At 63.9% G+C, this 23,611-nt stretch carries 26 protein-coding genes and 1 riboswitch; of the genes, 15 read left to right on the top strand and 11 right to left on the bottom strand.

Annotated features, from left to right (window positions below):
• Nucleotides 1–104 precede the first annotated feature (104 nt).
• Complete coding sequence (locus AC07WS_RS23990) at nucleotides 105–722, top strand: cysteine hydrolase family protein (protein WP_494731486.1); 618 nt, start codon at nucleotides 105–107, stop codon at nucleotides 720–722.
• Here AC07WS_RS23990 and AC07WS_RS23995 read toward each other — a convergent pair.
• Genes AC07WS_RS23995 through AC07WS_RS24020 form a run of 6 tightly spaced genes read right to left on the bottom strand, consistent with a single transcriptional unit; the run spans nucleotide 719 to nucleotide 4,957 of the window.
• Nucleotides 719–1,069 (bottom strand): translation initiation factor Sui1, encoded by a 351-nt coding sequence (locus tag AC07WS_RS23995; RefSeq protein WP_494731487.1) that lies wholly within the window; start codon nucleotides 1,067–1,069, stop codon nucleotides 719–721. The two genes, AC07WS_RS23990 and AC07WS_RS23995, sit on opposite strands and share 4 nt — an antisense overlap.
• A gap of 27 nt (nucleotides 1,070–1,096) precedes the next feature.
• A complete protein-coding gene (locus tag AC07WS_RS24000; protein ID WP_494731488.1) occupies nucleotides 1,097–1,603 on the bottom strand; it encodes a DUF2867 domain-containing protein in 507 nt (168 codons plus the stop codon).
• Nucleotides 1,600–2,271, bottom strand: coding sequence for a hypothetical protein (locus tag AC07WS_RS24005; RefSeq protein WP_494731489.1), 672 nt, complete (start codon nucleotides 2,269–2,271; stop codon nucleotides 1,600–1,602). The genes AC07WS_RS24000 and AC07WS_RS24005 overlap by 4 nt, the downstream gene beginning before the upstream one ends.
• Nucleotides 2,268–3,236: an MlaD family protein gene (locus tag AC07WS_RS24010; RefSeq protein ID WP_494731490.1), complete on the bottom strand. Its 969-nt coding sequence runs from the start codon at nucleotides 3,234–3,236 to the stop codon at nucleotides 2,268–2,270. Before AC07WS_RS24010 ends, AC07WS_RS24005 begins: the two co-directional genes overlap by 4 nt.
• 13 nt (nucleotides 3,237–3,249) lie before the next feature.
• On the bottom strand, nucleotides 3,250–4,038 hold the full coding sequence (locus tag AC07WS_RS24015; RefSeq protein ID WP_494731491.1) for an MlaE family ABC transporter permease: 789 nt from the start codon (nucleotides 4,036–4,038) through the stop codon (nucleotides 3,250–3,252).
• Between the two features lie 52 nt (nucleotides 4,039–4,090).
• Nucleotides 4,091–4,957, bottom strand: coding sequence for a LysR family transcriptional regulator (locus tag AC07WS_RS24020; RefSeq protein ID WP_494731492.1), 867 nt, complete (start codon nucleotides 4,955–4,957; stop codon nucleotides 4,091–4,093).
• 110 nt (nucleotides 4,958–5,067) lie between these two features.
• On the opposite strand from AC07WS_RS24020, the gene AC07WS_RS24025 reads away from it, so the two are divergent.
• Nucleotides 5,068–6,456, top strand: a complete 1,389-nt coding sequence (locus AC07WS_RS24025) for an MFS transporter (protein ID WP_494731493.1) — start codon at nucleotides 5,068–5,070, stop codon at nucleotides 6,454–6,456.
• Here AC07WS_RS24025 and ribB read toward each other — a convergent pair.
• Complete coding sequence (gene ribB / locus AC07WS_RS24030; RefSeq protein ID WP_494731494.1) at nucleotides 6,453–7,115, bottom strand: 3,4-dihydroxy-2-butanone-4-phosphate synthase; 663 nt, start codon at nucleotides 7,113–7,115, stop codon at nucleotides 6,453–6,455. The two genes, AC07WS_RS24025 and ribB, sit on opposite strands and share 4 nt — an antisense overlap.
• Before the next feature lie 96 nt (nucleotides 7,116–7,211).
• Nucleotides 7,212–7,353, bottom strand: a riboswitch (FMN riboswitch).
• Nucleotides 7,354–7,448: 95 nt separating this feature from the next.
• Between ribB and AC07WS_RS24035 the strand changes: the two genes are divergently transcribed.
• Nucleotides 7,449–10,274, top strand: coding sequence for a M16 family metallopeptidase (locus tag AC07WS_RS24035; RefSeq protein ID WP_494731495.1), 2,826 nt, complete (start codon nucleotides 7,449–7,451; stop codon nucleotides 10,272–10,274).
• A 54-nt stretch (nucleotides 10,275–10,328) separates the two neighbouring features.
• On the top strand, nucleotides 10,329–10,529 hold the full coding sequence (locus AC07WS_RS24040) for a hypothetical protein (protein WP_494731496.1): 201 nt from the start codon (nucleotides 10,329–10,331) through the stop codon (nucleotides 10,527–10,529).
• 1 nt (nucleotide 10,530) lies between these two features.
• Here AC07WS_RS24040 and AC07WS_RS24045 read toward each other — a convergent pair whose 3' ends face one another.
• A complete protein-coding gene (locus AC07WS_RS24045; protein WP_494731497.1) occupies nucleotides 10,531–10,995 on the bottom strand; it encodes a cupin domain-containing protein in 465 nt (154 codons plus the stop codon).
• A 31-nt stretch (nucleotides 10,996–11,026) separates the two neighbouring features.
• Nucleotides 11,027–12,112: a porin gene (locus AC07WS_RS24050; protein ID WP_494731498.1), complete on the bottom strand. Its 1,086-nt coding sequence runs from the start codon at nucleotides 12,110–12,112 to the stop codon at nucleotides 11,027–11,029.
• A 149-nt stretch (nucleotides 12,113–12,261) separates the two neighbouring features.
• Between AC07WS_RS24050 and pdxR the strand changes: the two genes are divergently transcribed.
• The 6 genes from pdxR to AC07WS_RS24080 all read left to right on the top strand — a co-directional run bounded on the left by pdxR (nucleotide 12,262) and on the right by AC07WS_RS24080 (nucleotide 16,339).
• Nucleotides 12,262–13,641 (top strand): MocR-like pyridoxine biosynthesis transcription factor PdxR, encoded by a 1,380-nt coding sequence (pdxR, locus tag AC07WS_RS24055; RefSeq protein WP_494731499.1) that lies wholly within the window; start codon nucleotides 12,262–12,264, stop codon nucleotides 13,639–13,641.
• Nucleotides 13,642–13,801: 160 nt separating this feature from the next.
• Nucleotides 13,802–14,080, top strand: coding sequence for an ExbD/TolR family protein (locus AC07WS_RS24060; RefSeq protein WP_494731500.1), 279 nt, complete (start codon nucleotides 13,802–13,804; stop codon nucleotides 14,078–14,080).
• A 73-nt stretch (nucleotides 14,081–14,153) separates the two neighbouring features.
• The gene (locus AC07WS_RS24065; protein ID WP_494731501.1) at nucleotides 14,154–14,876 is read left to right on the top strand and encodes a hypothetical protein; all 723 of its coding nucleotides are present in this window, start codon (nucleotides 14,154–14,156) and stop codon (nucleotides 14,874–14,876) included.
• 215 nt (nucleotides 14,877–15,091) lie between these two features.
• Nucleotides 15,092–15,520, top strand: a complete 429-nt coding sequence (locus tag AC07WS_RS24070; RefSeq protein ID WP_494731502.1) for a nuclear transport factor 2 family protein — start codon at nucleotides 15,092–15,094, stop codon at nucleotides 15,518–15,520.
• A 129-nt stretch (nucleotides 15,521–15,649) separates the two neighbouring features.
• A complete protein-coding gene (locus AC07WS_RS24075; protein ID WP_494731503.1) occupies nucleotides 15,650–16,180 on the top strand; it encodes a hypothetical protein in 531 nt (176 codons plus the stop codon).
• 9 nt (nucleotides 16,181–16,189) lie between these two features.
• Nucleotides 16,190–16,339, top strand: a complete 150-nt coding sequence (locus AC07WS_RS24080; RefSeq protein ID WP_494731504.1) for a hypothetical protein — start codon at nucleotides 16,190–16,192, stop codon at nucleotides 16,337–16,339.
• A 10-nt stretch (nucleotides 16,340–16,349) separates the two neighbouring features.
• On the opposite strand, the gene AC07WS_RS24085 is transcribed toward AC07WS_RS24080, so the two are convergent.
• Nucleotides 16,350–16,742, bottom strand: coding sequence for a VOC family protein (locus tag AC07WS_RS24085; RefSeq protein WP_494731505.1), 393 nt, complete (start codon nucleotides 16,740–16,742; stop codon nucleotides 16,350–16,352).
• Nucleotides 16,743–16,823: 81 nt separating this feature from the next.
• Here AC07WS_RS24085 and AC07WS_RS24090 point away from each other — a divergent pair, with 81 nt between their 5' ends.
• The 3 genes from AC07WS_RS24090 to AC07WS_RS24100 are packed head-to-tail and all read left to right on the top strand — an operon-like array spanning nucleotide 16,824 to nucleotide 19,282.
• The gene (locus AC07WS_RS24090; RefSeq protein WP_494731506.1) at nucleotides 16,824–18,257 is read left to right on the top strand and encodes a cytochrome P450; all 1,434 of its coding nucleotides are present in this window, start codon (nucleotides 16,824–16,826) and stop codon (nucleotides 18,255–18,257) included.
• 47 nt (nucleotides 18,258–18,304) lie between these two features.
• The gene (locus tag AC07WS_RS24095) at nucleotides 18,305–18,829 is read left to right on the top strand and encodes an SRPBCC family protein (RefSeq protein WP_494731507.1); all 525 of its coding nucleotides are present in this window, start codon (nucleotides 18,305–18,307) and stop codon (nucleotides 18,827–18,829) included.
• 18 nt (nucleotides 18,830–18,847) lie between these two features.
• Complete coding sequence (locus tag AC07WS_RS24100; protein WP_494731508.1) at nucleotides 18,848–19,282, top strand: hypothetical protein; 435 nt, start codon at nucleotides 18,848–18,850, stop codon at nucleotides 19,280–19,282.
• Here the strand turns inward: AC07WS_RS24100 and AC07WS_RS24105 are convergent.
• Nucleotides 19,279–20,298, bottom strand: a complete 1,020-nt coding sequence (locus tag AC07WS_RS24105) for an AraC family transcriptional regulator (RefSeq protein ID WP_494731509.1) — start codon at nucleotides 20,296–20,298, stop codon at nucleotides 19,279–19,281. The two genes, AC07WS_RS24100 and AC07WS_RS24105, sit on opposite strands and share 4 nt — an antisense overlap.
• 122 nt (nucleotides 20,299–20,420) lie before the next feature.
• Between AC07WS_RS24105 and AC07WS_RS24110 the strand changes: the two genes are divergently transcribed.
• Complete coding sequence (locus AC07WS_RS24110; protein WP_494731510.1) at nucleotides 20,421–22,013, top strand: FAD-binding oxidoreductase; 1,593 nt, start codon at nucleotides 20,421–20,423, stop codon at nucleotides 22,011–22,013.
• Nucleotides 22,010–23,611, top strand: coding sequence for a glycerol-3-phosphate dehydrogenase/oxidase (locus AC07WS_RS24115; protein WP_494731511.1), 1,602 nt, complete (start codon nucleotides 22,010–22,012; stop codon nucleotides 23,609–23,611). The genes AC07WS_RS24110 and AC07WS_RS24115 overlap by 4 nt, the downstream gene beginning before the upstream one ends.

The following is a 23,611-nucleotide window of genomic DNA, read 5'->3' on the forward strand; positions in this document are numbered from 1 at the left end:
CTGATTATATCGCATGGTGGCCTTCGGGCCACTTTTTGACAACGGCGCGATGGCGCAGAATGTCATTCACCGGGCGCTTCCGCCTTATCCTACAGGAGAACAAAATGACCGCAACCCCACGCCGTGCCTTGATCGTCATCGATGTGCAAAACGAATACTTCACCGGAAAAATGAAGATCGAATATCCGCCGGTCGAGACCTCGCTGCCGAATATCGGCCGCGCCATGGACGCCGCGCGCGAAGCGGGCATCCCCGTGGTGGTGGTGCAGCACGACGCGCCGGAAGCCTCGCCGATATTCGGTATGGGCTCGGATGGCTGGAAGGTGCATCCCCTGGTGGCGCAGCGCGCGCACGATCATTTCATCAACAAGAAGATGGCTAGCGTGTTCGCCGGGACCGACCTGGCGAAGTGGCTGGAAGCGAATGCCATCGACACGCTGACCATCGTCGGCTACATGACGCACAACTGCAATGCGTCCACCATCTACGAGGCGATGCATCGCGGCCTGCAGGTTGAGGTTCTGGAGGACGCCACCGGCGCACTGCCGTATGAGAACGCGGCCGGCAAGGCCAGCGCGGAAGAGATCCATCGCGTGTTCAACACGGTCTTCCATTCCAACTTCGGCGCGGTGGTGAGCACCGAGGCATGGCAGGCCGCCGTGCGCGACGGCCGCAAGCTGGAACGCGACAATATCTACCTGTCGAACCAGCGCACGCGCTAACCGCCGGTGCGCTTGGGCTGGTGGCCCTGTTTTTTTAGAGCTTCGATCACCAGGTCGCAGTGGTCGCCCTGGATTTCGATGACGCCGTCCTTGACGGTGCCGCCGGAACCGCAGGCGCTGCGCAGCTGCTTGCCCAGCAGGGCCAGCGCGATGGCGTCCAGCGCCAGGCCTTTGACCAGCGTGACGGTTTTGCCGCCCCGTCCCTTCGATTCGCGCGATACGCGCACGACGCCGTCGCCGGCAGGTTTGGCTTTGGCGGCGGCTTTGCAGCCGCAATCGGCGATTGGCTTGCCGCAGTCGGGGCACATGCGGCCGGTTTCGGTGGAGTAGACGAGGCGGGTGTTCATAGGGGCGAGATTCTAGCAGAAACCGGCCTACAGAAAACGCGCGTTCCTCAGCGATGCGGGCACGATGAGCCGGTGCATCGGCGCGACGAACAGCATGTAGACACGGCCCAGCAGGTTGTGGATATGAACCACGGTGCTGACGGTGACCTTGTCCTCCATTCTGCAAACGGAGACTTCGACGTGCAGATGCTTGTCGCTGTCGCCGAGGATGACTTCTTGTTCGCTCAGGTAGCGGATCGTGAAGATGCCGACACGGTCGCCGACGCGATAGTCGCCGGCCGGCTTGGCGGCGTTGACGTCGCCAAGGCCGCCAAGGTTCTTCAGGCCGAACAGGCCGACCACGCGATTACGCAGCGCCATCAAGGTGTTGATCCATGCCGGCGTACCGGCCACCACCTGCAAATACAGCTCCAGCGCGGATCGCGAAGTTGGGTTGATCTCCGTTTCGTAGGAGTCGTAATAATAGGCGCCGCTCAGGCGTCGGGAAATTTCGCTGTTCGGAGGGACATCGACTGCGGATATGGCGGTTGTCATAGTGGCTTCTCGGTGATTAGGTTGATGCGGCGTTGGATGCGCTGGGCTTCGGTGGTGTCGCCAGCTTGGGTGGCGCGCATCGCCTGTACGCCCAACCATGCCAGCAGCGGTCGGCGCCAGCCTTGGGCTGAGGCGGTGTCCACCGCGCCGTTGAGGACCTGCGGCGTGGCTTTGCCGGCGCGCAGCAGTACGCCGCTGGCCACCAGTTTGGACAGCGGATCGGTGATGGCTTGCGCGGCGCTTGCGGCGGCCGTATCGCTGGACGCGGAGGCCACCGCCTGATGCTGTGCGGGCAGCAGCGCGGCGTCGGCGGCGGTGGCGCGGCCGGCCAGGTAGGCCGCGTAGGCGCGGTCGGCCGGGCTGGCGTCCTGCGACAGCTTGTCGTAGCCGGCGCAGTCCTCGAACACCAGCGAGGCGACACGCGCAGCGCAGCGTATCAATTCGGCGCGTATCATCAGATCGACCTTGCCGGTGCTGGCCAGCGCTGCGTGGGCGCGCTTGGACTCGGCCGCTTCCACGCGGGCGTTGCCGGACATGTAGGCGGCGGTGGAGCGTTCGATAGAGCTCTGCGCGTTCATCTGCCAGTCCGGCACCGGCGGATTGTTGCCGCAGGCGGCCAGCAGCGCGGTGGCGAGCAGCGTCGCGATCAGTGGGGTGGTGGTCTTCATTGCAGTTTGATCTCCGTGTCGCGCTTGAACGGCCATTTGCGGTTGATCTCATTGACCAGTTGCTCGACCCGGCGCAAGCTGCTTTCCACCTCGCCGCGCAAGGTGCCCAGATCGGCGGTGGCTTCCTTGGCGTTGGCGCCGACGGCCTGCGCCTCGACCAGCACCGCGTCCATTTTCTTCAAGCTGTTGCGGGCGTCGGCCAGCAGGCCGTTGAGCTGCACGATGGTCGCCTGCGCGTCCGTCATCACGCCTTGTTTGCCGAATACCTGTGTGTCGGCGTGGCCGATCAGGCTATCGGCCTTGGTGGCCAGCGCATTCACGGTGATCAGCAGCTTGTTGGCGCGTTCCGCCAGCTGCTGGGCGTTCTTGTCGTCGCCGGCGATCAGGCCCATGGCGCCGCCGGGGCCATTCAGCTTGCCGGTCACGCCCTGCACGTTGGCCAGGCTGGCGGCCAGCGCGGAATTCTCCGCCGTCAGCGCGTTCAGGTTTTCCAGCAGATCCTTGGCGGCGGCCAGCAGGCGCGGGATCTCGGCGCCGGCGTCGCCGACCAGCAGCGAGCGCGTTGCGCCGTCCTCCAGCGGCGGATCGGTGGGGATGCCGCTGAAGGCGCGCAACTTGGCGCCGCCCACCAGGCCGCGCTCCAGCGTGAAGATGCTGGTGCTGCGCAGCCAGTGCGCGTCGCTGCGCGGCACGTCGACGATCACGCGCGCCTTGCCGTCCGGGCCCAGCTCGATGCGCCGCACGCGGCCTATCGGGAAGCCGGCGAAGGTGACGTCCATACCGACGGCGACGCCCTCCGAGTTATCCGTTTGCAGCACCAGCGTCTGCGTCGCCTCGAACGCGCCGCGCGCGTACAGCAGGTAGAGCGCCGATCCGGCCACCAGCACCACCATCAGCACCAGCAGCAGGGCCGCCTTGAATTCAGCGTTGCGCACCGGCGCCGCTTCGTTTGTTTGTTCGGTCATTATTCCATTCCGCTCAGTAGTAGTTGCCCATCAACGAGGCGATTTCGATCAGCAGCATCACCGCGAACAGCCGCACCATGTCGTACAGACCGTGCGTGACCTTGGCGCGGTAGCTGGCGCCGAAATAATAGGAGGAGGCCATCGGTATCAGCCCGACGGCAAAGCTGAAGAAGACGATCTTCAGCACCAGGATCAGCGCCACCGCCGGGTTGAACACTTGGCCGACCACGCGCGTGTAGCCGGGCAGCGCCCAAGGCGTGAAGCCGTACAGCGACAGGTAGGCGAGGATCAGCGTCGTCACGCAGCTGACGGCGGCCAGCATCCAGACGGCGAACACGCCCGCCGCCACGCGCGGGAAGAATTCCTGGTGCAGTTCGGCGTCGCTGGTATTGGCGGCGTTGCTGCGGCTTTGCGAGAACTCCAGTGCGGCGGGCAGCGTGGTGCGCAGGGCGACGAAGGCTGCGGCGGTCAGCGGGATCAGCTCCAGCACCAGCACGCGCACCACCATCTCCAGCGCGAAGCGCGACAGGCCGTAGCTTTGCGACGTGACGACCACGATGCGGATCAGCACCAGGCTGACCAGCGCCGACAGCACGCCGTACCAGGCCAGGTTGGGCGCGGTGTCGCGCACGATGCGGCGCGCCAGCAGATTGAGGTTGGCGCCGCGATAGCTGGCGGGGCTGAGCGCCAGCGACAGCATCTGCACGGCGAATTGCAGCAGCCGCCACCAGCTGTTCAGCCAGGAGACGGTCGCTTGCATCAGGCGCCGCAGCGCGACGGGGATAGCTGCTTCTATGCTCATGTTGACAGTTTAGCACCGCAAGCGCTTCGGCATGCGTCCGCCATCGCGGCGGCTATTCTTCCGCGAAGGTGGCGACGATGGCGTCGGCCGTGGCGCGCACGCGGGCGCTGCGACTCAGGTCGCTGTGCATCACCAGCCAGATGTCGTAATGGTCGACCCGGTCGGGCCAGATGCGGGTCAGCCGGGGATCGCCGTCGGCCATGTGGCAGGGAAGTTCGGCCACGCCCATGCCGCGCCGCGCCGCGTCGAGCATGACCATGCCGCTATTGACCTCGAGCGCCACGCGCGCATTGGCGATCGGTTCAAGGCACAGCTTTTCCATGTGGCGCGGCGCCACCGTGCCCTGGTAGACGATGATGTCGTGGCCCTGCATGCCGTTGCCCTGCACCGGCATGCCGCGTTCGGCCAGGTAGGCCGGCGTGGCATACAGGGCCATGCTGCGCCGGGTCAGGTGGCGCGAGATCAGGTCCGGACTGGTGGGCTTGAGCGAGCGCACGGCCAGGTCGGCCTCGCGCCGGGTCAAGTTGCTGATCTCGGTGCTGGTGCTGAGCACCACGCGGATCTCGGGATGCATGACGTGCAGCCGCTGCATCGCGCCCAGCACCGAGTGGCTGGCGATGGTGTCCGAGGTGGCCACGCGCACGATGCCGGACAGGCGGTTGTCGATGCCCTGCATCTCGCGCTGGAACTGCAGCGCCGCGTGCTCCATCAATTCGGCGGCGGTGACGGCCAGTTCGCCGGCGGGCGTGGCCAGGTAGCCGGACGGCGTGCGCAGGAACAGGCGCGCGCCCAGCGATTTTTCCAGCGCGTTGAGGCGGCGGCCAACGGTGGCCTGGTCGATATCGAGGGCGGCGGCTGCGGCGCGCAGCGTGCCTTTGCGGTAGATGGCGAGGAAGATCCTGGCGTTGTCCCAATCCATGCGGCTTATCCGGTGGTGATGCATTTTTGCATCGGAGTGCCGATATTATGCGTATTTACTGCATCATGCAAGGAGACTAACATCGGCGGCATCTCACGGAAGGAAGCATCATGACTACCCCTAGCACCACGGCGCCGGCGATTCAGCCGCGCCAGATCCCCGCCTTGCTGGTGTTGATGACACTGGCCATCGGCTTCGTCATGGCGATGATCGACGTCACCGCCGTCAATACCGCCTTGTCCGACATTTCGGTCAACCTGGGCGTGCCGCTCACCGGCCTGGTTTGGGTGGTGGACGGCTACACGCTGACCTTCGCGGCGCTGCTGATGGCCGGCGGCGCGCTGGCCGACCGCTACGGCCCGAAGAACGTCTACCAGGGCGGCTTGAGCGTGTTCATACTCGGCTCGGTGCTGTGCGCCGTGGCCCCCAGCGGCAACGCGCTGATTGCCGCGCGCCTGCTGCAGGGCGCCGGCGCGGCGTTGTTTATGCCCAGTTCATTGAGCCTGCTGACGCACGCCTACGAGGACCAAGCCACGCGCGCCCGCATGCTGGGCACCTGGTCGGCGATCGTCGGCTGTTCGTCGGCGGCCGGCCCGCTGGTGGGCGGCCTGCTGGTGCACGAATTCGGCTGGCGCAGCGTGTTCTGGGTGAACGTGCCTATCGGCCTGCTCGGCATCGTGCTGACGCAGATGGTGGCGCCGGCCACGCCGCGCTCGCAGCGTGCGTTGTCGATGTTGAGCCATGTGCTGGGCGTGGTCGCGCTGGCGGCGCTGAGCTTTGTGCTGATCGAAGGTCCGTCGCTGGGCTGGGGTTCGGCGCCGGTGCTGGGCGCCTTGGCGGCGACGGTGGCTGCGGCATTCCTGCTGGTGCGGCGCGAGCGTACCGGCGCGCATCCCTTGCTGCCGCGCGCCTTGTTCGACACGCCGGCCTTCGCTGCGGCCAACGGGGTCGGCTTCCTGATCAATTTCGCGGTGTTCGGCCAGCTGTTCCTGCTCAGCCTTTACATCCAGCAGTCCGGCGCGGATGCGCTGCACACCGGCCTGAAACTGATACCGATGATGGCCGCTTTCGCGATTGGCAACCTGACCTCGGGCCGCATCGCCGCGCGGGTCGGCACGCGGCCGCCGATGATGTATGGCTTGATGGTGGGGCTGGGCGTGGCGGTGCTGATGCTGGTTGGCCTGACGCCGCAAACGCCGTACTGGCTGCTGGTACTGGGTGCGGTGGTGATGAATGTCGCCATCGGCATCGCGATTCCGGGCATGACGGCGACGGTGATGCTGTTGGCGGGCAAGGCGCACGCCAACAGCGCCGCCGCCGCGCTGAACGCCAACCGTCAGATCGGCGCCCTGGTCGGCGTGGCGATGATGGGCACCGTGATGCATGCGATGCCCGAGTGGACGTGGCGCCTGCCATTGGCCTTCGGCCTGATTTCGGCGGCTTACGCAGGCGCGCTAGTGCTGGTGTGCCGCTACGTCAAATTGGGCAAACCGGCCTAAACGCCGCGCGTGGTGCGCCATTCGATCATCTCGGCGATGGTCAGGATGGGCATGCCGTGCAGCTCTGCGAAGCGTTCGATGTCGGCGCCGCGCATCATGGTGCCGTCCGGGTTCATCAACTCGCACAGCACGGCGGCCGGATTGAGGCCGGCCATTGTCGCCAGGTCCACCGAGCCTTCGGTGTGGCCTTTGCGGGCCAGCACGCCGCCCGGCGTGGCGCGCAGCGGGAACACATGGCCGGGGTGGACCAGGTCGCGCGGCTGCGCGTCCGCCGCGATGGCGGTGCGGATGGTGGTGACGCGATCCGCCGCCGACACACCGGTAGTCACGCCTTCGCGCGCTTCGATCGATACCGTGAACGGCGTGCCGTAACGGCTGCCGTTATCGGCGGCCATCATCGGCAGTTCCAGCGCGCGCACCTTGTCGGCGCTCAGGCAGAGGCAGACGATGCCGCTGCATTCGCGGATCATCATGGCCATCGACTGCACGGTGATTTTTTCGGCGGCGACGATCAGGTCCGCTTCGTTCTCGCGGTCGAAATCGTCGAGCAGGATCACCGGCACGCCGGCGCGCATGGCTTCCAGCGCCGCGTTGATGCGGCCTTCCAGATCGTCCGACACCAGGGAGTAGGGGGATACTGCGGATTGTTGGTCTAACATGTGGAACGCTCCTCGCAAATAGGCGAAAAACGCGACAGGGCAAGCGAATACGCGCGGCCCGCCGCACCGATCGCTCGGGCGGGTGGCCGCGTCACCGCACATCTTCTTTCATCCGGACTATACCGTCGGCTTTGGAATCACACCAAATCTGCTGACCCCTCTTGCGAGAGCGCTCGCGGGCTTGGCCATCGCTGGCCTTACCGCCGGTGGGGAATCGCACCCCGCCCCGAAGACGTCGTTAATACCTGCCGGCTGGCAGGCGAGGAAGGATTCTAGCCCAAATTAAGGATTTCAGTGTATGGTGGCTTTTTTCTTCTTTTTTATGCAACGGGTATGAAGCTGATGACAATGCGTAGCGCCTCCGCCGCCGTCCTTCTGGCGTGTTCCTTCATGGCGCAAGCCGACAATCCACCGCCGTTGAACTTGAGCGATCCGATACCGGTCGGCCCGCAGGTCAAGGTGGGCCGGCTGGCCAATGGCTTGACCTACTATGTGCAGAAAAATACCCGCCCCGAGAAGAAGCTGGAGCTGCGGCTGGTGGTGAAGGCCGGCTCGATCCTGGAGGAGGACGACCAGCAAGGTCTGGCGCACTTCACCGAGCATATGGCCTTCAACGGCTCCACCCATTTCAAGCGCAACGAGCTGGTGTCCTACCTTCAGTCGATAGGCGTGAAGTTCGGCGCCGACCTGAATGCCTACACCACCTTCAACGAGACGGTCTACATCCTGCCGCTGCCCACCGATAAGCCGGAGGTGGTGAAGCAGGGCTTCCAGGTGCTGGAGGACTGGGCGCACGGCCTTTCGCTCAACGACGCCGACATCGACAGCGAACGTGGCATCGTGCTGGAGGAACTGCGGCTCGGCAAAGGCGTGGACGACCGCATGAACAAGGTGCTGCTGCCGAAGGTACTGAATGGATCGCGCTATGCGCAGCGCATGCCGATCGGGAAAGAGGACATCCTCAAGACCTTCAACTACGACGCGGTCAAGCGCTTCTACCGCGACTGGTATCGCCCCGACCTGATGGCGGTGGTGGTGGTCGGCGATATCGAACCGGCCGATGCGGAGCAGCTCGTGACGCAGCATTTCGGCGGGCTGAAAAATCCCCAGAACGAGCGGCCGCGCGAATACGCCAAGATCCCGGAACGTTCGGAATCCGAGGGCGTGGTCTTTACGGACAAGGAAATCGGCGCGAACACGGTGTTTATCCGCTATCCGGTCAAGGAGTGGACGGCCGGTACCACCATCGCCGATTATCGCCAGAAGCTGATCGAGAACATGTACAGCTTTATTCTGAGCCAGCGCATGCACGAGCTGACGCAGCAAGTCGACCCGCCGTTCCTGCAAGGCGGCAGCGGCATGAGCTCCGTGATGCGGGGCTACCGCTCGTTCGGCGCCGGCGCGGTGCTGGGCAAGGGCGGCGCGACGCCGGCCATCAACGCGCTGGTGCAGGAAGACCAGCGCGCGCGCCAGTACGGCTTTACCGCGTCGGAGGTGGAGCGCGCCAAGAAGGGCATGCTGCGCAACTACGAGCGCATGTACAACGAGCGCGATAAATCCGATTCGTCCGGCTATGCGGCGGAATACATCCGCAACTTCCTCGACAAGGAGTCGATCCCCGGCGTGGCGATGGAGTACCGCTACGCCAACGAGCTGATACCGGGCATCACGCTGTCGGAGGTGAATGCCGCCGTGCGCGCGGCCATTCCGGATAACCAGAACAAGCTGGTGATCTATACCGGCACCGAGGTGGCCGGCGTGCCGGCGCCGAAGGCCGGCGAGCTGCTGGCCACCGCCAGCGCGGCCGAGAAGATCGGCGTCAGGGCGCGCGAGGAAAAGGTCTACGCCACCCAGCTGATGGCGGCGCCGCCCAAAGCCGGCAGCATCGTCAGCGAGAGCGTCAACGCCAAGCTGGGATTGACGGAGCTTGTGTTGAGCAACGGCGTCAAGGTGGTGCTCAAGCCCACCGACTTCAATAACGACCAGGTGATACTGGCCGGCCTGCGTTACGGCGGCTGGTCGCTGTTCGCCGACCAGGATCTGTTCAACGCGCGCTACGCCAGCAATATCGTTCATCAGATGGGCGTGCGCGATTACACGCCGAGCGATCTGGTGAAGGTACTGGCCGGGAAGACGGCGGGCGCCAACGCCAGCGTCAGTTCGATCAACGAGACGGTCAGCGGCGGCTCCGGCAGCGGCGACGTGGAGACCATGCTGCAGTTGGTGTACCTGAACATGACGCAGCCGCGCAAGGACCCCGCCATCTACAGCGCCTACGTCGACCGCCAGCGCGAACTGGCGAAGAACAATCTGGCGCGGCCGGAGTCGGTCTTCGGCGACGCCATCACGGCCACGCTGTACAACAACAACCCGCGCGTGCAGCGCGCGCCCAAGCCGGCCGATTTCGACCAACTGGGCTTGGACCGCGTGGTGGACCTTTACACCAGCCGCATGGCCAGCGCCAAGGGCTTCACCTTCTTCGTGACGGGCAGCTTCGATGTGGAGAAGATCAAGCCCCTGATCGCCACCTATCTGGCCAGCCTGCCGGTGGGGGAGATTCCGGTGGCCTTCAAGGACGAAGGCGTGCGGCCGGTGCGCGGCGTGGTGAAGAAGGAAGTGCATGCGGGGTCCGAGCCGAAGAGCACGATCTCGCTGTCCTTCACCGGCGAGGCGCAGTATTCGGCGCAGGAGCGCATGCGGATGCAGGCGCTGATCGAGGTGCTGAACATCAAACTGATCGAGGTGCTGCGCGAGAAGATGGGCGCGATGTACAGCGGCGGCGTGCGCGGCAACATGGAGCGCATCCCTTACCAGAATTATTCGATCACGGCCAACCTGCCGTGCGCGCCGGAGAATGTGGACAAGGTGCTGGCGGCCACCTTCGCGGAGATCGACAAGATCAAGGAGAACGGCGCGGAGGATGCGGACCTGGCCAAGGTAAAGGCTTCGTGGATCACCAACTATCGACGGGGCCTGCGCGAGAACGGCTACTGGATGGGGGTGTTGATGAACGCCTTCTTCAACAAGACCGATCCGGAGGAAGTGCTGACCTACGAGTCGCGCGTGGGAGCGCTGACGGCGGCGGAGCTGAAGGACACGGCCACGCGCTACTTCGACATGAACAACTACGTGCAGGTGGTGCTGTATCCGGCGAAGTAAGCGGGCCGCCTGTTACACTGGCGGCTTGTATCCATCACGATGTAGAGAATTATCATGGCAAAGAAAAAAGAAGAGCTGGACCCGGAAACCCTGGAGTTGATCAACTGGTGTATCGAAGTGGAGGGTTTCCTGGTGAAGGGCGGCGCAACGCAGGAGCAGGCGCAGGAGCATATCGAGGAGCAGGTCGAGTGGTTCACGGACCTGTTCTACGACGGCTTGACGCCGGAGCAGGCCGCGAAGGAAGCGCTGGCCTGACTTATCCGGTTACGGGTTCGGCGCTTCCGTCGGATTGGTCCAGCAGAACCGGCTGCAGTCCATGCTTGATGCAGTGGCGGAGATAATCCTGTCTCCGGTCCTGCGCGGTAATCCGGCGCAGCACGGAACCGTCCGGCGCCAGGTACTCCACGGTTCCGGTGACCACGACAAAGACCAGCAGCGGAGTGTCGCCTATGGCCTGCCACCAGTCGACGTTGCCCTCGGGTTCGTACACATAGGCGTGCGGGCCAAGCTGTTCGCCCGTTCCCAGCTGCCGGTATCCTTCGAGATTGATGGCATGCACATGGCCGGTGTGCCGGTGCAGGCCCAATTTGACGCCAGGCGCAAGCCGCATCAGTTCCACCCAGCCTGCGTCGCCGGGCAGGAATTGCAAGGGCCGTGACCATTTTCCCTCTCCTTCAATGATCCACTCGGGACCCAGCGTCGTGTTTTGTTCGGTTTTCATGTTTCCTGCCTTTCCAATAAGTGATGGGACTTCAAAAGGTGTAGATCAGGCCACCGTTCACGGTGTGTTGGGTCGCACCCGGGGCCGGCAAGTCTTGCCAGTAGGCCGCCACCGGGAAGGCGGCATCCCGGCTGTTGCGCACCACGGCGGCCGTGGCCCATAGCGTGAGCGCCGGGGCGAAGCTGTGTTCCCAGCCGCCGCTCAGCAGCAGGCCGCGGGCGTCGGACACGTTGGTCCGCGCACCGTAGATGCCGAGGCGCAGCAGATCGCTGGCGCCGACCTTGCGGTTAACCCCGGCCCACACATGCTGCATCGACGTGTCACTGCCGGCGGCGGCATCGGGCGCGCGCACGATGTTGTAGGCGGCAAACCAGGAGTTGTGGCCTTGCTCATAGCGGGCTCCGACGATCAATTCGCGCGACGCGTCGAACAAGTCCGACAAATGTCCTTGTTTGTCGCGGGTTTCATCGTAAATCGCCCGGAGATCCAGGCCTCCCCGTTGGTAGCTGAGTACGCCAGCGGTACTGCGGCAGGCGCGCCCGCCCACGGTGGTTTGGAGGCCGACGGCCAGGCCTTCCTGTCCCGCGCTGCGATAGCCGACGGTATGGGACCAGGCATTCCAGCTATGGCCTTTGGTCAGCGTGGCGGAGCCGGACCAGTTCAGGCCCATCGGATCGATATACCAGACGTCGTTGCTATAAGCCATGGAGCGGCCGGTTTCCAGCTTGCCCCAGCTGTTGCTTTCCACGCCGAGCGTGGCGTAGCGGTTGAACAGCATGCCGTCGCCGCCGACGGTGCCGGTGGCCGTGTTGAAGCCGCTTTCAAGCCGGGTGAGTGCTCGCAGATCGGACGTCAAGGCCTCGGCCGCTTGCACGCCGATCAGGCTGGTGCCCCATTCGCTGTTCGAGGCGCGCGCCACATGCTCGTTGTTTGCGCCGATATGGTCGATATAAGACAGCCCGGCGGTCACCGTGCCATACATCGTGGGGGCATCGGCGGCATGACCGGGCGCCATCGCTGTCAGCAACGCGGGGCTGGCAAAGAGGCGGAGCAGGTTTGACGGCATGTTGTTGGTGAATGAATTGAAGAGGTGTACAGTGTCGCAAGCCAGGGACATAGGCGGCAGAGCCAGTCCGGGCGAATTTCAGGGTGCCGGTTGGGAGGTTTTCGTGCCGGCTATTTCAACCACGACAGGTCCCGATGGAGCCAGTTCTTCCGATTACCCTTGCGCTGCCGGAGCGTGGCTCCCGGCAAATCCTGCGTTCCATGCACCAGCAAATGCGGACTGCCATCGTCGATGGCCGGCTGTCGGCCGGCTTGCGATTGCCCGGTTCGCGCACGTTGGCCGAGCACTGCGGTGTTTCGCGCAATTGTGCGATGGCGGTGTACGACTTGTTGCTGAGCGAAGGGCTGGTCGCGGCGCGCGCCGGCGGCGGCACCTTTGTGTCGGACATCTACCTGGCCGACCCGTCCGCCGTAGCGAACGTCGTGGCCGACCGGACGCCCTTGCTGTTGCCGCGCTGGCGCAAGGAGCCAACCGTGCTGCGACCTTCGCCGGCGGCGCGGTTCGAGTTCGATTTTGTGGTGGGGCTGCCGGATACCACCCAGTTTCCCTTCGATACCTGGCGCCGCCTGGATGGACGTTCGCTACGCCAGCTGGAGCGGGCGCCGGCCGAATATGCGGCGCCGGAAGGGCGGCCCGCGCTGCGCGCCGCCATCGCCAAGCATGTGTCGTTTGCCCGTGCCGTGGCCTGCAGCGGCACCGATGTGCTGGTGACTTCGGGCGCGCAGCAGGCCTTCGACCTGCTGGCGCGCATCTTTGTCGAGCCGGGCGTGACCAAGGTGGCGATCGAGGATCCTGGCTATCCGCCGTTGCGCTGGGCGCTGGAAAGCGCCGGCGCGGTGTTGGTCCCGGTGCCGGTCGACGCGGAAGGCATGGTGGTCGATTGCATACCGGCCGACGCGCGCTTGATTTGCGTGACGCCATCCCACCAGTTTCCGATGGGGCAGGCCATGTCGCTGCAACGCCGCATGGCCTTGCTGGCATTCGCGCGTGAACACGGCAGCTTGATCATCGAAGACGATTACGATGGCGAGTTCAGCCATTCGTCGCGGCCGCTGGACGCGCTGAAAAGCCTGGACCGCGCCGACTCGGTGTTTTATGTCGGAACTTTCTCCAAGAGCCTGTTTCCGGGCCTGCGACTGGGCTATGTCATTGCGCCGGCATGGGCCCGCCCGGCCCTGGTCGGCGCGAAACAGCGCAGCGACTGGCACGGCGCGGTAGCGGCGCAGGACACGCTGGCGGCCTTCATCGACGATGGCGATCTTGCCCGCCACATCCGCAAGATGCGCCAGGTCTACAGTCAGCGCAAGCAGATCCTGACACAGGCCTTGCAGCGTCATCTACCGGGAAAGTTTTCGGTGATCCCGGCCGAAGGAGGACTGCATATCGCCGCGTTGCTACCCGACGGCGCCCCGGCCATGCAGGTGGTCGCGACTGCGGCGGAGGCGGGTATCCGCATCGAGCCGCTCAGCCAGTATGCGCTGGCCGCCGCGCCACCGAACGGGCTGGTGTTTGGACTGGGCCTGATTCCCACGCACCTGATCGATCAAGCCGTGCTGCGACTGGCCAAGCATCTCGGATAGCTTCGTTGTACCTTGCGCGGTCTGCTGCGGATGGCGGGCCTGGGCGGCGTGACAATGTGAGGACTTTGCATTGATGCAAGCTGATATGCTGCTTCTTTGCTTCGTTCGGCCAATACCTGCCGTTCACCGATCTAAGCATTACACTTTTTGGAGCAACGATTTGAATGAGATTATTGTTTTGAGAATTTCCGAAAATGATAGTGTGGATTTAGATGGCTTGAAGCTGCGCTCGACAAATGAGGTTGCTGAAGCGCTTCAAAAAATGAGCGCAGATAATCCAGGTGCTACCGTTTCCATTGAGGCGGACGATTCCACGCATTACGAGGCCATAGGCAAGGCTATTTATGGAAGCCACCGAGCTGGTTTTTCGGGCGAACGATTGCGCATACTTATCGATGGGAAACTTTTGGAAACCTCGAATTTAGGGAATGAAAGCTAGTGCTGATACGTACCAGTGATTTAGTTCTTCCATATTTCGATTTGGCATTAGGGATGACTGCGTGAGAATTACGTTGAAATTATTACTTTCACTTATAGGAATTGCCTTCTTGTTTTTCGCGAGTCCTGTCTTCGCTGCTGCGGACCCCACAGCTGTATGGAATCTTGAGCCGCAAGGCTTGCTTGACGCACAGGCTCCGGCAGACGTCGCGCGGCTGATTAATACTTTAGATAACACCCGACAAGCTGCGCGCGCAATGGAACGACAACTGCGCGCTAACGGTATCAATCAATTGGCCATGATTCGTTTTGGGGAAGGGTACGACGAAATTTGGCTGCTTTACCGTCTCAAAGAAAAGGTGTTTGTTGTTGAATTCACATTCGCCCGCGGACGTGTTTTTTCCCGCTCAATGGGCGAAGCCGTTTCATCAGAATGGAGCAGCCTATTCAATACACTTCTTGTTAGTCAGCAAAAAAAGCCGACGCCACCATTGGCAGCAGGCAGATTTATGCGGGTTGGGGAATTTTGGCAGCAGGGTTACTTAGGGGTTGTGAATATTTACAATGAAGGGGAGACGCGTACGTATCTTTTGGCCACAGAGGACATCAAAACCCTTAGCGCTCAAAGTAGTGTTGATGCGTTATTGTGTTCAACTATATTCGCGGGGTTGCATTGCCAGAATGGTGACCACGTAATTGACGGATGGGTGCAACAACAACTACATACCCTTATGAAACATAGTCAATCCATAAGCCAAAGCTTGATTTCACCCGACTCCCTGCGGTCGATGGAGTAGAGCTGCCCCCGAATCCGAGCAATGGCAGCTCGCCGGCTTGGCGCGCGGCTTGGTGTCGTTGCATGCGCTGGACCGCAATCTGGCCGATTCGTGCGTCATGGTCGCTGGAAGCTTGGGCTTACCCGTTTACGTCGTTGGCGGCGAAGTTACGCAACTGCCCAGTAAGCCGCAGTGCGCAAATTAACGTATATTACGTTCGCTTAGAAAGGCTTCGTATGAATAATGTCAAGACTTCCGCTTTAGATGAAGTTCCAGGTGATTCTGAAAGTCTACGACAAGTTAAGGCACTTTATAGGGCGCTAAAATCGAAAGACCAGCAGTTAATACAAGAAATATTGGTTGATGAGCCCGTATGGGATGTTGCACCAGGTTTTCCAGACGGCGCAATATATCGTGGCATATCCGAGGTATTTGGCGGGTTTTATCACCGGCTACTTGCTCGCGTTCATTCTTTTGGTGCTTTTCCAGACAAATTTGTAGATGGTGGGGACACGGTCGTAGCACTTGGCCACTATCAAATTACAAAAAACGATGGTAGCCCCCCAGTATTGGTACGCTTCTCTCATGTTTGGGGCATCGATGACAAGGGCCGAGTTAAAGGCGTGTGGCAAGTTGCAGATTCTGCTCAGTTCTTTGCTTCATAGACGATAAGGCCACGCAACGCCGGTTGGGTCTGGGCGGCTGTCAGCTAATTTGCAAGACCCCGACCGGCTCCTTTTGGGGCGTGATCAGACCGACAGTGACAAAAAATCAACTTAAGTGAATCATTGGAAATGACGAAGGCGATGACTCGAGGATTATTTAAAATAACCCGCCAAGCTGGTCTTGTGCTTGTTTTTTTGCTGTCTTTTCAGCAGTGCTGGGCATGCCACGCGCCGCCGCAAGAGCAGTTGATCAGCGTTGATGAGCTACTAGCAAAGGCCTTCGATGTGTCCGTCGCCACGGTCGTCAGGGCGACTCCGATGGATGGGCAAATGGAGTACGAATTCCTGGTTCAGAAACGTATCCTCGGAGCGGCTCGGGAATCGTTTACTCTAAAACTCCGCGACACCGCGCAGCACCAGGAGGAGCAGAGTTTCGACAACCATCAGGCCGAACGGTTTTGGCAGCGCGGCGGCGGACGGTTGTTTAACGACACGGCTTGCGTCATCGATCCGACGTTCGTCGTCGGCCACAGCTACCTCGCGTTCGTCGGACAGCCGATCACCAAACGCAGCTTCGAGCGCATCGAAAGCTCAAATGGCCAGCTCAATTTCAACGACAAATGGCTGCAATATGTCGAAGCCAAATTGCGCGGACGATAGGATGGACCGATGCTGAACTCACAGCTCGATGCGATACTCGGCCAACTCAGTGCCCGCGAGCCGATCTTTCATCGACGGGAATTTGGCACCAGCCGCGAAGACCTGCTCAACATGACGGCGGACTGGCATGGCCGACCGTCTTCCACCAAGGGACGGTGATCAGCGAGCCTTATTCGGCATCGTGACAGACGACGCATAGCTTGTTCCCCTCCGGGTCGCGGAAGTAGGCGCCGTAGTAGTTGGCGTGGTAGTGCGGCCTTAGCGCCGGTGCGCCTTCGCATCGGCCGCCGTGCGCCAGCGCGGAGGCATGTGCGTGGTCGACCGCTACGCGCGTCGGCGCCATCAAGGCCATCATCTGGCCGTTGCCGCAGCTGGCCGGCTGGCCGTCGTACGGTTTGCCGATGATGAACAAGGGCCGCCCGCCCTCGGCCGGCTGCCAGGCCGCCCATGGCTTGGCCGCGTCGCTGAAGCGCAGGCGCACGCCCAGGTCCGCCATCACCGCGCTGTAGAAGGCGAACGCCGGTTCGAAGTCGTTAATCCCCACATAAACATGCGATAGCATCTGTTTCCCCGATAAAGTGAGTATATCGTCAACATTTCGGGGTATAGTGTACGCGGAGATGAATTCAAATGGGGGAACACCATGGAACTGACGTCCGTCGCGCCGCCGCAGCTGCGCAGCATCGCCGATTTGCCTGGCCCGAAAGGGCGGCCGCTGGTGGGGAATGTCCGCGACATCAATCGCAGGCCACTGCATCAGGCACTCGAAGACTGGAGCCGCCAGTTCGGCACCATGTACCGCTTCCGCATCATGCGCAAGGATATCCTGGCGACGTCGGATCGCGAACTGATCGCCAGCCTGCTGCGCGACCGGCCGGACGCGATGCGCCGCTCCAGCCGCACCGCCGACATGCTCAACGAGGTCGGCACGCGCGGCCTGTTCACGGCGGAGGGCGACGATTGGCGGCGCCAGCGCAAGCTGGTGATGCGGGCGTTGACGCCGGAAGTGATCCATAATTTTTTCCCGACGCTGAGCGCGTTGACCGAGCGCCTGCACCGGCGCTGGGAGGCGGCTATCGCCGCCGGCAAGCCGGTCGACGTGCTGCGCGACCTGAAGGCCTACACGCTGGACGTGACCATCGGCCTGGCGATGGGCCAGGATATCAACACGCTGGAGCTGGAGGAGCATCCGCTGCAGCGCGATATCGAGTTCCTGTTCAAGATGGTGGCCAAGCGCCTGACGTCGCCGTTCGCCTACTGGCGCGTGCCGATGCTCAGACGCGCCGACGACCATGAGGCCATCGCCGCCGCAGCACGCATCCAGACCGCCATCTTCGGCTTCATCGCCGAGGTCCGCAAGCGCATCGAGCTCAATCCGGCGCTGCGGCAAAAGCCGTCCAATATGCTGGAGGCGCTGATCGTGGCGCGCGACGAGCCGGATTCCGGCCTGACCGACGAGGCGGTGGTCGGCAATGCGATCACCATGGTGTTCGCCGGCGAGGACACCACGTCGAATACGACGGCCTGGCTGATCGATTTCCTGTCCACCCATCCGCAGGCCGCGCAGCGCATGGCGGCGGAGAGCGAACAAGTCCTGGGCGCGAAGGCCGTGCTGGACGACTACCGTCTGCTGGACCGACTGAGGTACATCGACGCCGCCACGCGCGAGGCGATGCGACTGAAGCCGGTGGCGCCCATCATGGCGGCGCAGCCGACCGAGGATACGGTGATCGGCGATCTGTGGGTGCCGGCCGGCACGGTGATTTTCCTGCTGCTGCGCCAGTCGTCGGAGCGCGATTGCGAGCTGGCGCAGCCGGAGAGCTTCCAGCCGGAGCGCTGGCTGGAGGGCGCCAACGGCAGTGGCGACGATCCCGCGCGCAAGCTGTTCCCCTTTGGCGGCGGGCCGCGCTTCTGTCCCGGCCGATATCTGGCGATGGCCGAGATCAAGATGGCGATGTCCATGCTGGTCAAGAATTTCGCCATCGAGCGCGTGCCTGGCGCGGCGCCGGCCGAGGAGCGCTTCACCTTCACGATGACGCCCAGCGCGTTGCCGGTGCGACTGACCAAAAAAACATGATAGGCTAGACGCGCAGCGTAACCGCGCATCCCAAACAAGGAGAAATCATGCTGAAGAAGATCGTCATCGGTGTCGTTGTTCTGGTATTGATTGTGCTGGGCCTGGCCGCGATGCAGCCAGACAGTTACCGCGTGCAGCGCACCATCGCCATCAAGGCGCCGCCGGAGAAGATCCTGCCGCTGATCAGCGACTTCCACAACTGGACCGCGTGGTCGCCGTGGGAAAAGCTGGACCCTGCCATGAAGCGCACCTTCAGCGGTTCGGCCAAGGATCTGGGCGCGGTGTATGCCTGGGAAGGCGACGACAAGGTGGGCGCCGGACGCATGGAGATCACCGGCCTGACGCCGGCCAAGGTGGACATCAAGCTCGATTTCCTGCGGCCGTTCGAATCGCACTGCCTGACCGAGTTCACGCTGGAGAGCAAGGGCGAGCTGACCACCGTCAGCTGGACCATGTCCGGCCCGAGCGCCTTCCTCACCAAGTTGATGGGCCTTATGGTCAGCATGGACAAGATGATCGGCAAGGACTTCGAAGCCGGGCTGGCCAACATGAAGGCGGTGGCGGAAAAATAGCATGAGCGGAGGCGGGCCATGAACAAGCGTCTGAGTAGGGCGGTGCTGGCGATGGCGTTGGTGGCGCAGGCCGGCGCCGGCGCGAAGGCGCCGCTGCGGCAAAGCCATCCCGTCATCGGCACGTGGCAGATCACCATACCCGATGGCTCCTGCAGCGAGACCTACCGCATCCGCGCCGACGGCACCACGCTGGTGTTCAGCAACGAGGAGGTGGCCGAGTCCACCTTCGCCATCAGCGACCAGCCGGACAAGGAGGGCTTCTACAAGGAGGTCGACACCATCGTCAAGGACAACGGCAAGCGCGATTGCCTCGGCGAGGTGACGAAGGTCGGGCGCGCCGTCACCAGCTACCTGCTGTTCCATCCCAGCGGCGACATGTTCCTGATGTGCGTGGAGCGGCGCACCGACAAGTGCATCGGTCCCTTCATCCGGGTCAAGGGCGATCCGATCTAGCCGCGGTAGGCGCCGGGGTTGACGCCCGCCCATTCCTTGAACGCGTGATTGAACGCGCTCTGTTCCTGGTAGCCCAGCAGGAAGGCGATATCCACCAGGCTTAGTTCCGGCTGGCGCAGGTAGTCCTTGGCCAGCGCGAAGCGGGCCTGGTCCAGTATCTGCTGGAAGGTAGCGCCGGCCTCGCTCAACTTGCGTTGCAGCGTGCGCGGCGACAGTTTCAATTCTTCGGCGATGGAGGCCAGCCGCACCTGCCCGTGCGCGAGGTTGCGGACGATGGCAGCGTGGACCTGCTGGGTGATCGAGTTGTCGTGCTGCGCGCGCTGGCGCAGCAGCTGCTCGGCGTGTTGCTGCAGCACGGGGTAGAGGCTGACGTCCGCGTTCGGCACCGGATAGGCCAGCAGCGCGGCGTCGAAGCTGGCGACGTTGGCCGGCGCGCCGAAGACGGGCATTGCGCCCAGCACGCGCAGGTATTCGTCGCGGGCCTCGGGCGCGCCGCCGTCGTGCATGAGCGTCAACCGCGCGGCCGGCAGCGTGGTGCCGGCCAGCCAGTTGCCGAACACGCGGATGCCGGCGAAGACGCTGTCGGCCAGGTGGCGCTGGGCCGGGCCGTAGTTGCTGTGCCAGGTGTAGTGGGCCACGCCGTCCGCCACGGTCAGCGCGGAGCGGCCAAGGTCGTGCGCCAGCTGCTCGTAGCGCATGGTCTGGTCGAAGGCCTGGCCGAAGTCGCGGCAGCTGAGAAGTATCAGGCCGTAGACGCTGTAGGTGCCCAGCTTGACCCGCTCCCCCACGTGCAGGCCGAAATGCGGATCGTCCGCCAGTTCGGCGCCGATGTCGAGCAGGCGCACGTAGTCGTCGGCGGGCAGCGAGTCGGGCAGCGGTTGCAGGGCGCCTGCGGCCATGCCGGCGGCGCGCTCCAGCGCTGCGGCCGAGACGCCGCGCGCGGCCGCCGCTTCGAGCAGGGGCTGCAAATAGGAGCCGGCTACGCGGCGCGACAGGTCAGCGCGCGGGCTTGGCATGATCGAACAAGGCGTGTGTCATGAAAGCGCAATACCAGGTCGGTTCCTTATCTTATTCTGTTGTCATTCAAACTCGGTGCGCGCCAGTATAGCAAGCGCTCCGCTACGCAGACAGGAAAACAATGAGACGCTGGAACGGTTGGGGTGACGATACGATAGAGTTTGCGCTGAACGAGGATGCGCTGGGCTTTCTGGCGCAGCGCATCGGCGCCGGGTCGCCGGTGGCGGATGCGGCGTTCGGGCAGGCGTGTGCGCGGATCGCGCCATCGCGGCTGCCGCCGCATGCCTTGATCGATACGTCGGCCGAGGTCCGGCTGCGCAATGCGCTGGGCCAGAGCCTGCCGGACTGGCTGCGCCTGCGCTACGGTGTGATCGAGACGGCGCCGGACGGCGTGGCCTATCCCGAGAGCCCGGAGCAGGTGCGGGCGCTGATCGATTATGCGCAGCAGTTCGGCGTGGCGCTGATCCCGCAGGGCGGCGGCACCAGCGTGGCCGGGCATCTGACCGCGCCGGCCGGCGCGCAGCCGGTGCTGGCGGTGAACCTGACGCGCATGCGCCAGCTGTATTTCCTGGACACCGAATCGCAGCTGGCGACGTTCGGCGCCGGCGTGTTCGGGCCGGACCTGGAGGCGCAACTGCGCGCGCGCGGCTACACGCTGGGCCACTTCCCGCAGTCGTTCGAGTATTCGACGCTGGGCGGCTGGGTGGTGACGCGGTCGTCGGGCCAGCAATCGCTGCGCTACGGGCGCATCGAGCAGATGTTCAGGGGCGGCAAGGTGGAGACGCCGGCCGGCACGCTGGATATCCCCACCTTTCCGGCATCGGCGGCGGGCACGGACCTGCGCGAGATGGTGCTCGGTTCGGAGGGCCGCCTGGGCATCTTGACCGAGGCCACCGTGCGCGTGACGCCGCTGCCGGAGTACGAGGCGTTTCATGCGGTGTTCTTCCCGAGCTGGGAGGCTGCGGAAGCGGCGGTGCGGCAGGTGGTGCAGGGTGGCTTGTCGCTGTCGATGCTGCGCTTGTCCAATCCGCTGGAGACGACCACCATGCTGGCGCTGGCCGGCCACAAGAAGCTGATCTCCGCGCTGGAGCGCTACCTGTCCTGGCGCGGCTGCAAGGACGGCAAGTGCATGCTGATGATAGGCGTGAGCGGGCGCAAGGCGGCGGCCAAGGCGGCGCTGCGCGATGCGCTGGTGCTCGCGGCGCCGCACGGCGGCGTGCATATCGGCCGCAAGATGGGCGACAAGTGGAAGCAGAACCGCTTCCGCAATGTCTACCTGCGCAACACGGCCTGGCAGCACGGCTATGCGATCGACACGGTGGAGACGGCGGTGGACTGGCCGCGTGTCGGCGCCATGATGCGGGCGGTGGAGGCGGCGGCCGCCGATGCGTTGTCGCAGTACAGCGAGCAGGTTCACGCTTATACGCACCTGTCGCACCTTTATGCGCAGGGCGCCAGCGTCTATACGACCTTTGTCTACCGGCTGGCGGGCAGCTACGAGCATGACCTGGCGCGCTGGCGCACGCTCAAGCACGCGGTTAGCATGGCGATCGTCGAGAATGGCGGCACGATAAGCCATCAGCACGGCGTCGGCAGCGACCATGCGCCGTACCTGGTGGCGGAGAAGGGCGAGTTGGGGCTGTCGGCGATGCAGGCTTTGTTTGCGCACTTCGATCCGCAGCAGATCATGAATCCCGGGAAGCTGCTGCCATGATGGCGCTGTGGCGCAGCGGCGGGCGCGCCGGCCTGCGGGAGGTGCTGGAGCGCGAATGGGATTTGATCGTCATCGGCGGCGGCATCACCGGGGCGGGCATCCTGCTGGAGGCTTCGCGGCGCGGCTTGAAGGCGTTGCTGGTGGAGCAGCGGGATTTTGCCTGGGGTACGTCGAGCCGCTCGTCAAAGTTGGTGCATGGCGGTCTGCGGTATCTGAAGGAAGGCCAGTTCGCGTTGACGCGCGAGTCGGTGCACGAGCGGCAGCACCTGCTGCAGCAGGCGGCGGGGCTGGTGGAGCCGCAGAGTTTTGCGTTCGGCGAGTTCGAGGGACGCAAGCCCGGCAAGCGCATGTTCCTGCTTGGGCTGGCGATCTACGACCGGATGGCGGGGCAGAAGGCCCGCCATTACTACGGCCTGAACGAATTCAAGGCGCTGGCGCCGAACGTGTCGACCGTTAATCTGAAAGGCGGCATGGTCTATACCGACGCCAAGACGGACGATGCGCGGCTCGTGATGCGCGTGCTGCAGGAGGCGCAGCAGCATGGCGGCGTGGCGGTCAATTATATGGCGGTGGAGTCGCTGCTGCGAACCGACGGCGCGGTGCGCGGTGTGCGGGTGCTCGATGGCGTGGGCGGTGTGCAGCACGAGGTGCGCGCGCGGCTGGTCATCAGCGCGACCGGCGCCTGGGCGGACGGCTTGCGCATGCAGGGCGATGCGGCGGTGCGCGGCACCAAGCCACGGCTGCGGCCTTTGCGCGGCAGCCATCTGGTGCTGCCGGCCTGGCGCCTGCCGCTGGCGCAGGCAATCAGCTTGATGCATCCGCAGGATGGCCGACCGGTGTTCGCCTTTCCGTGGGAGGGCGTGACGCTGGTCGGCACAACGGACGTCGATCACAAGGGCGACATGTCGAACGAGGCGGCCATCACGCGCGCCGAAGTCGATTATCTGATGGCGGCTTTGCACGACCAGTTCCCGCAACTGGGCCTGCAGGAGCGCGACGTGATCGCCAGCTATGCGGGCGTGCGCCCAGTGATCGACAGCGGCAAGGCCGATCCGTCGAAGGAGGGGCGCGACCATGCGCTGTGGCTGGAGGACGGCTTGTTGACCGTCACCGGCGGCAAGCTGACCACCTTCCGCGTGATCGCGCTCGACGCGCTCAAGCTGGCGGCCACGCTGCTGCCGGGCTGGCGCGACAAGCTGGAACCGCAGCCGGTGTTCGGCGTGGCCACTACGCCCGTTCTGCGCTATCAGCGGCTGCTGCCTGCGGGGCAGGCGCGGCGCCTGCAAGGGCGCTATGGCGCGCTGGCGCAGCAGCTGGTGGCGGCCGCGCAACCGGGCGAGCTGGCGCTGATCGCGGGCACGGAGACCATATGGGCGCAGCTGCGCTGGGCGGCGCGCTGCGAGTCGGTGCAGAAGCTGGAAGACCTGATGCTGCGCCGCAGCCGCATCGGCATCCAGCTGCGCGGCGGCGGTGTGGAGATACTCGGTCGCCTGCGTGCCATCTGCCAGCCGGAGCTGGGCTGGAGCGACGAGCGCTGGGATGCAGAGCAGGCCGCGTATCTGGCATTATGGAATACCCATTACAGTCTGCCCGCATAA

It is taken from the genome of Duganella sp. GW821-FHT01E12, from assembly GCF_059422325.1.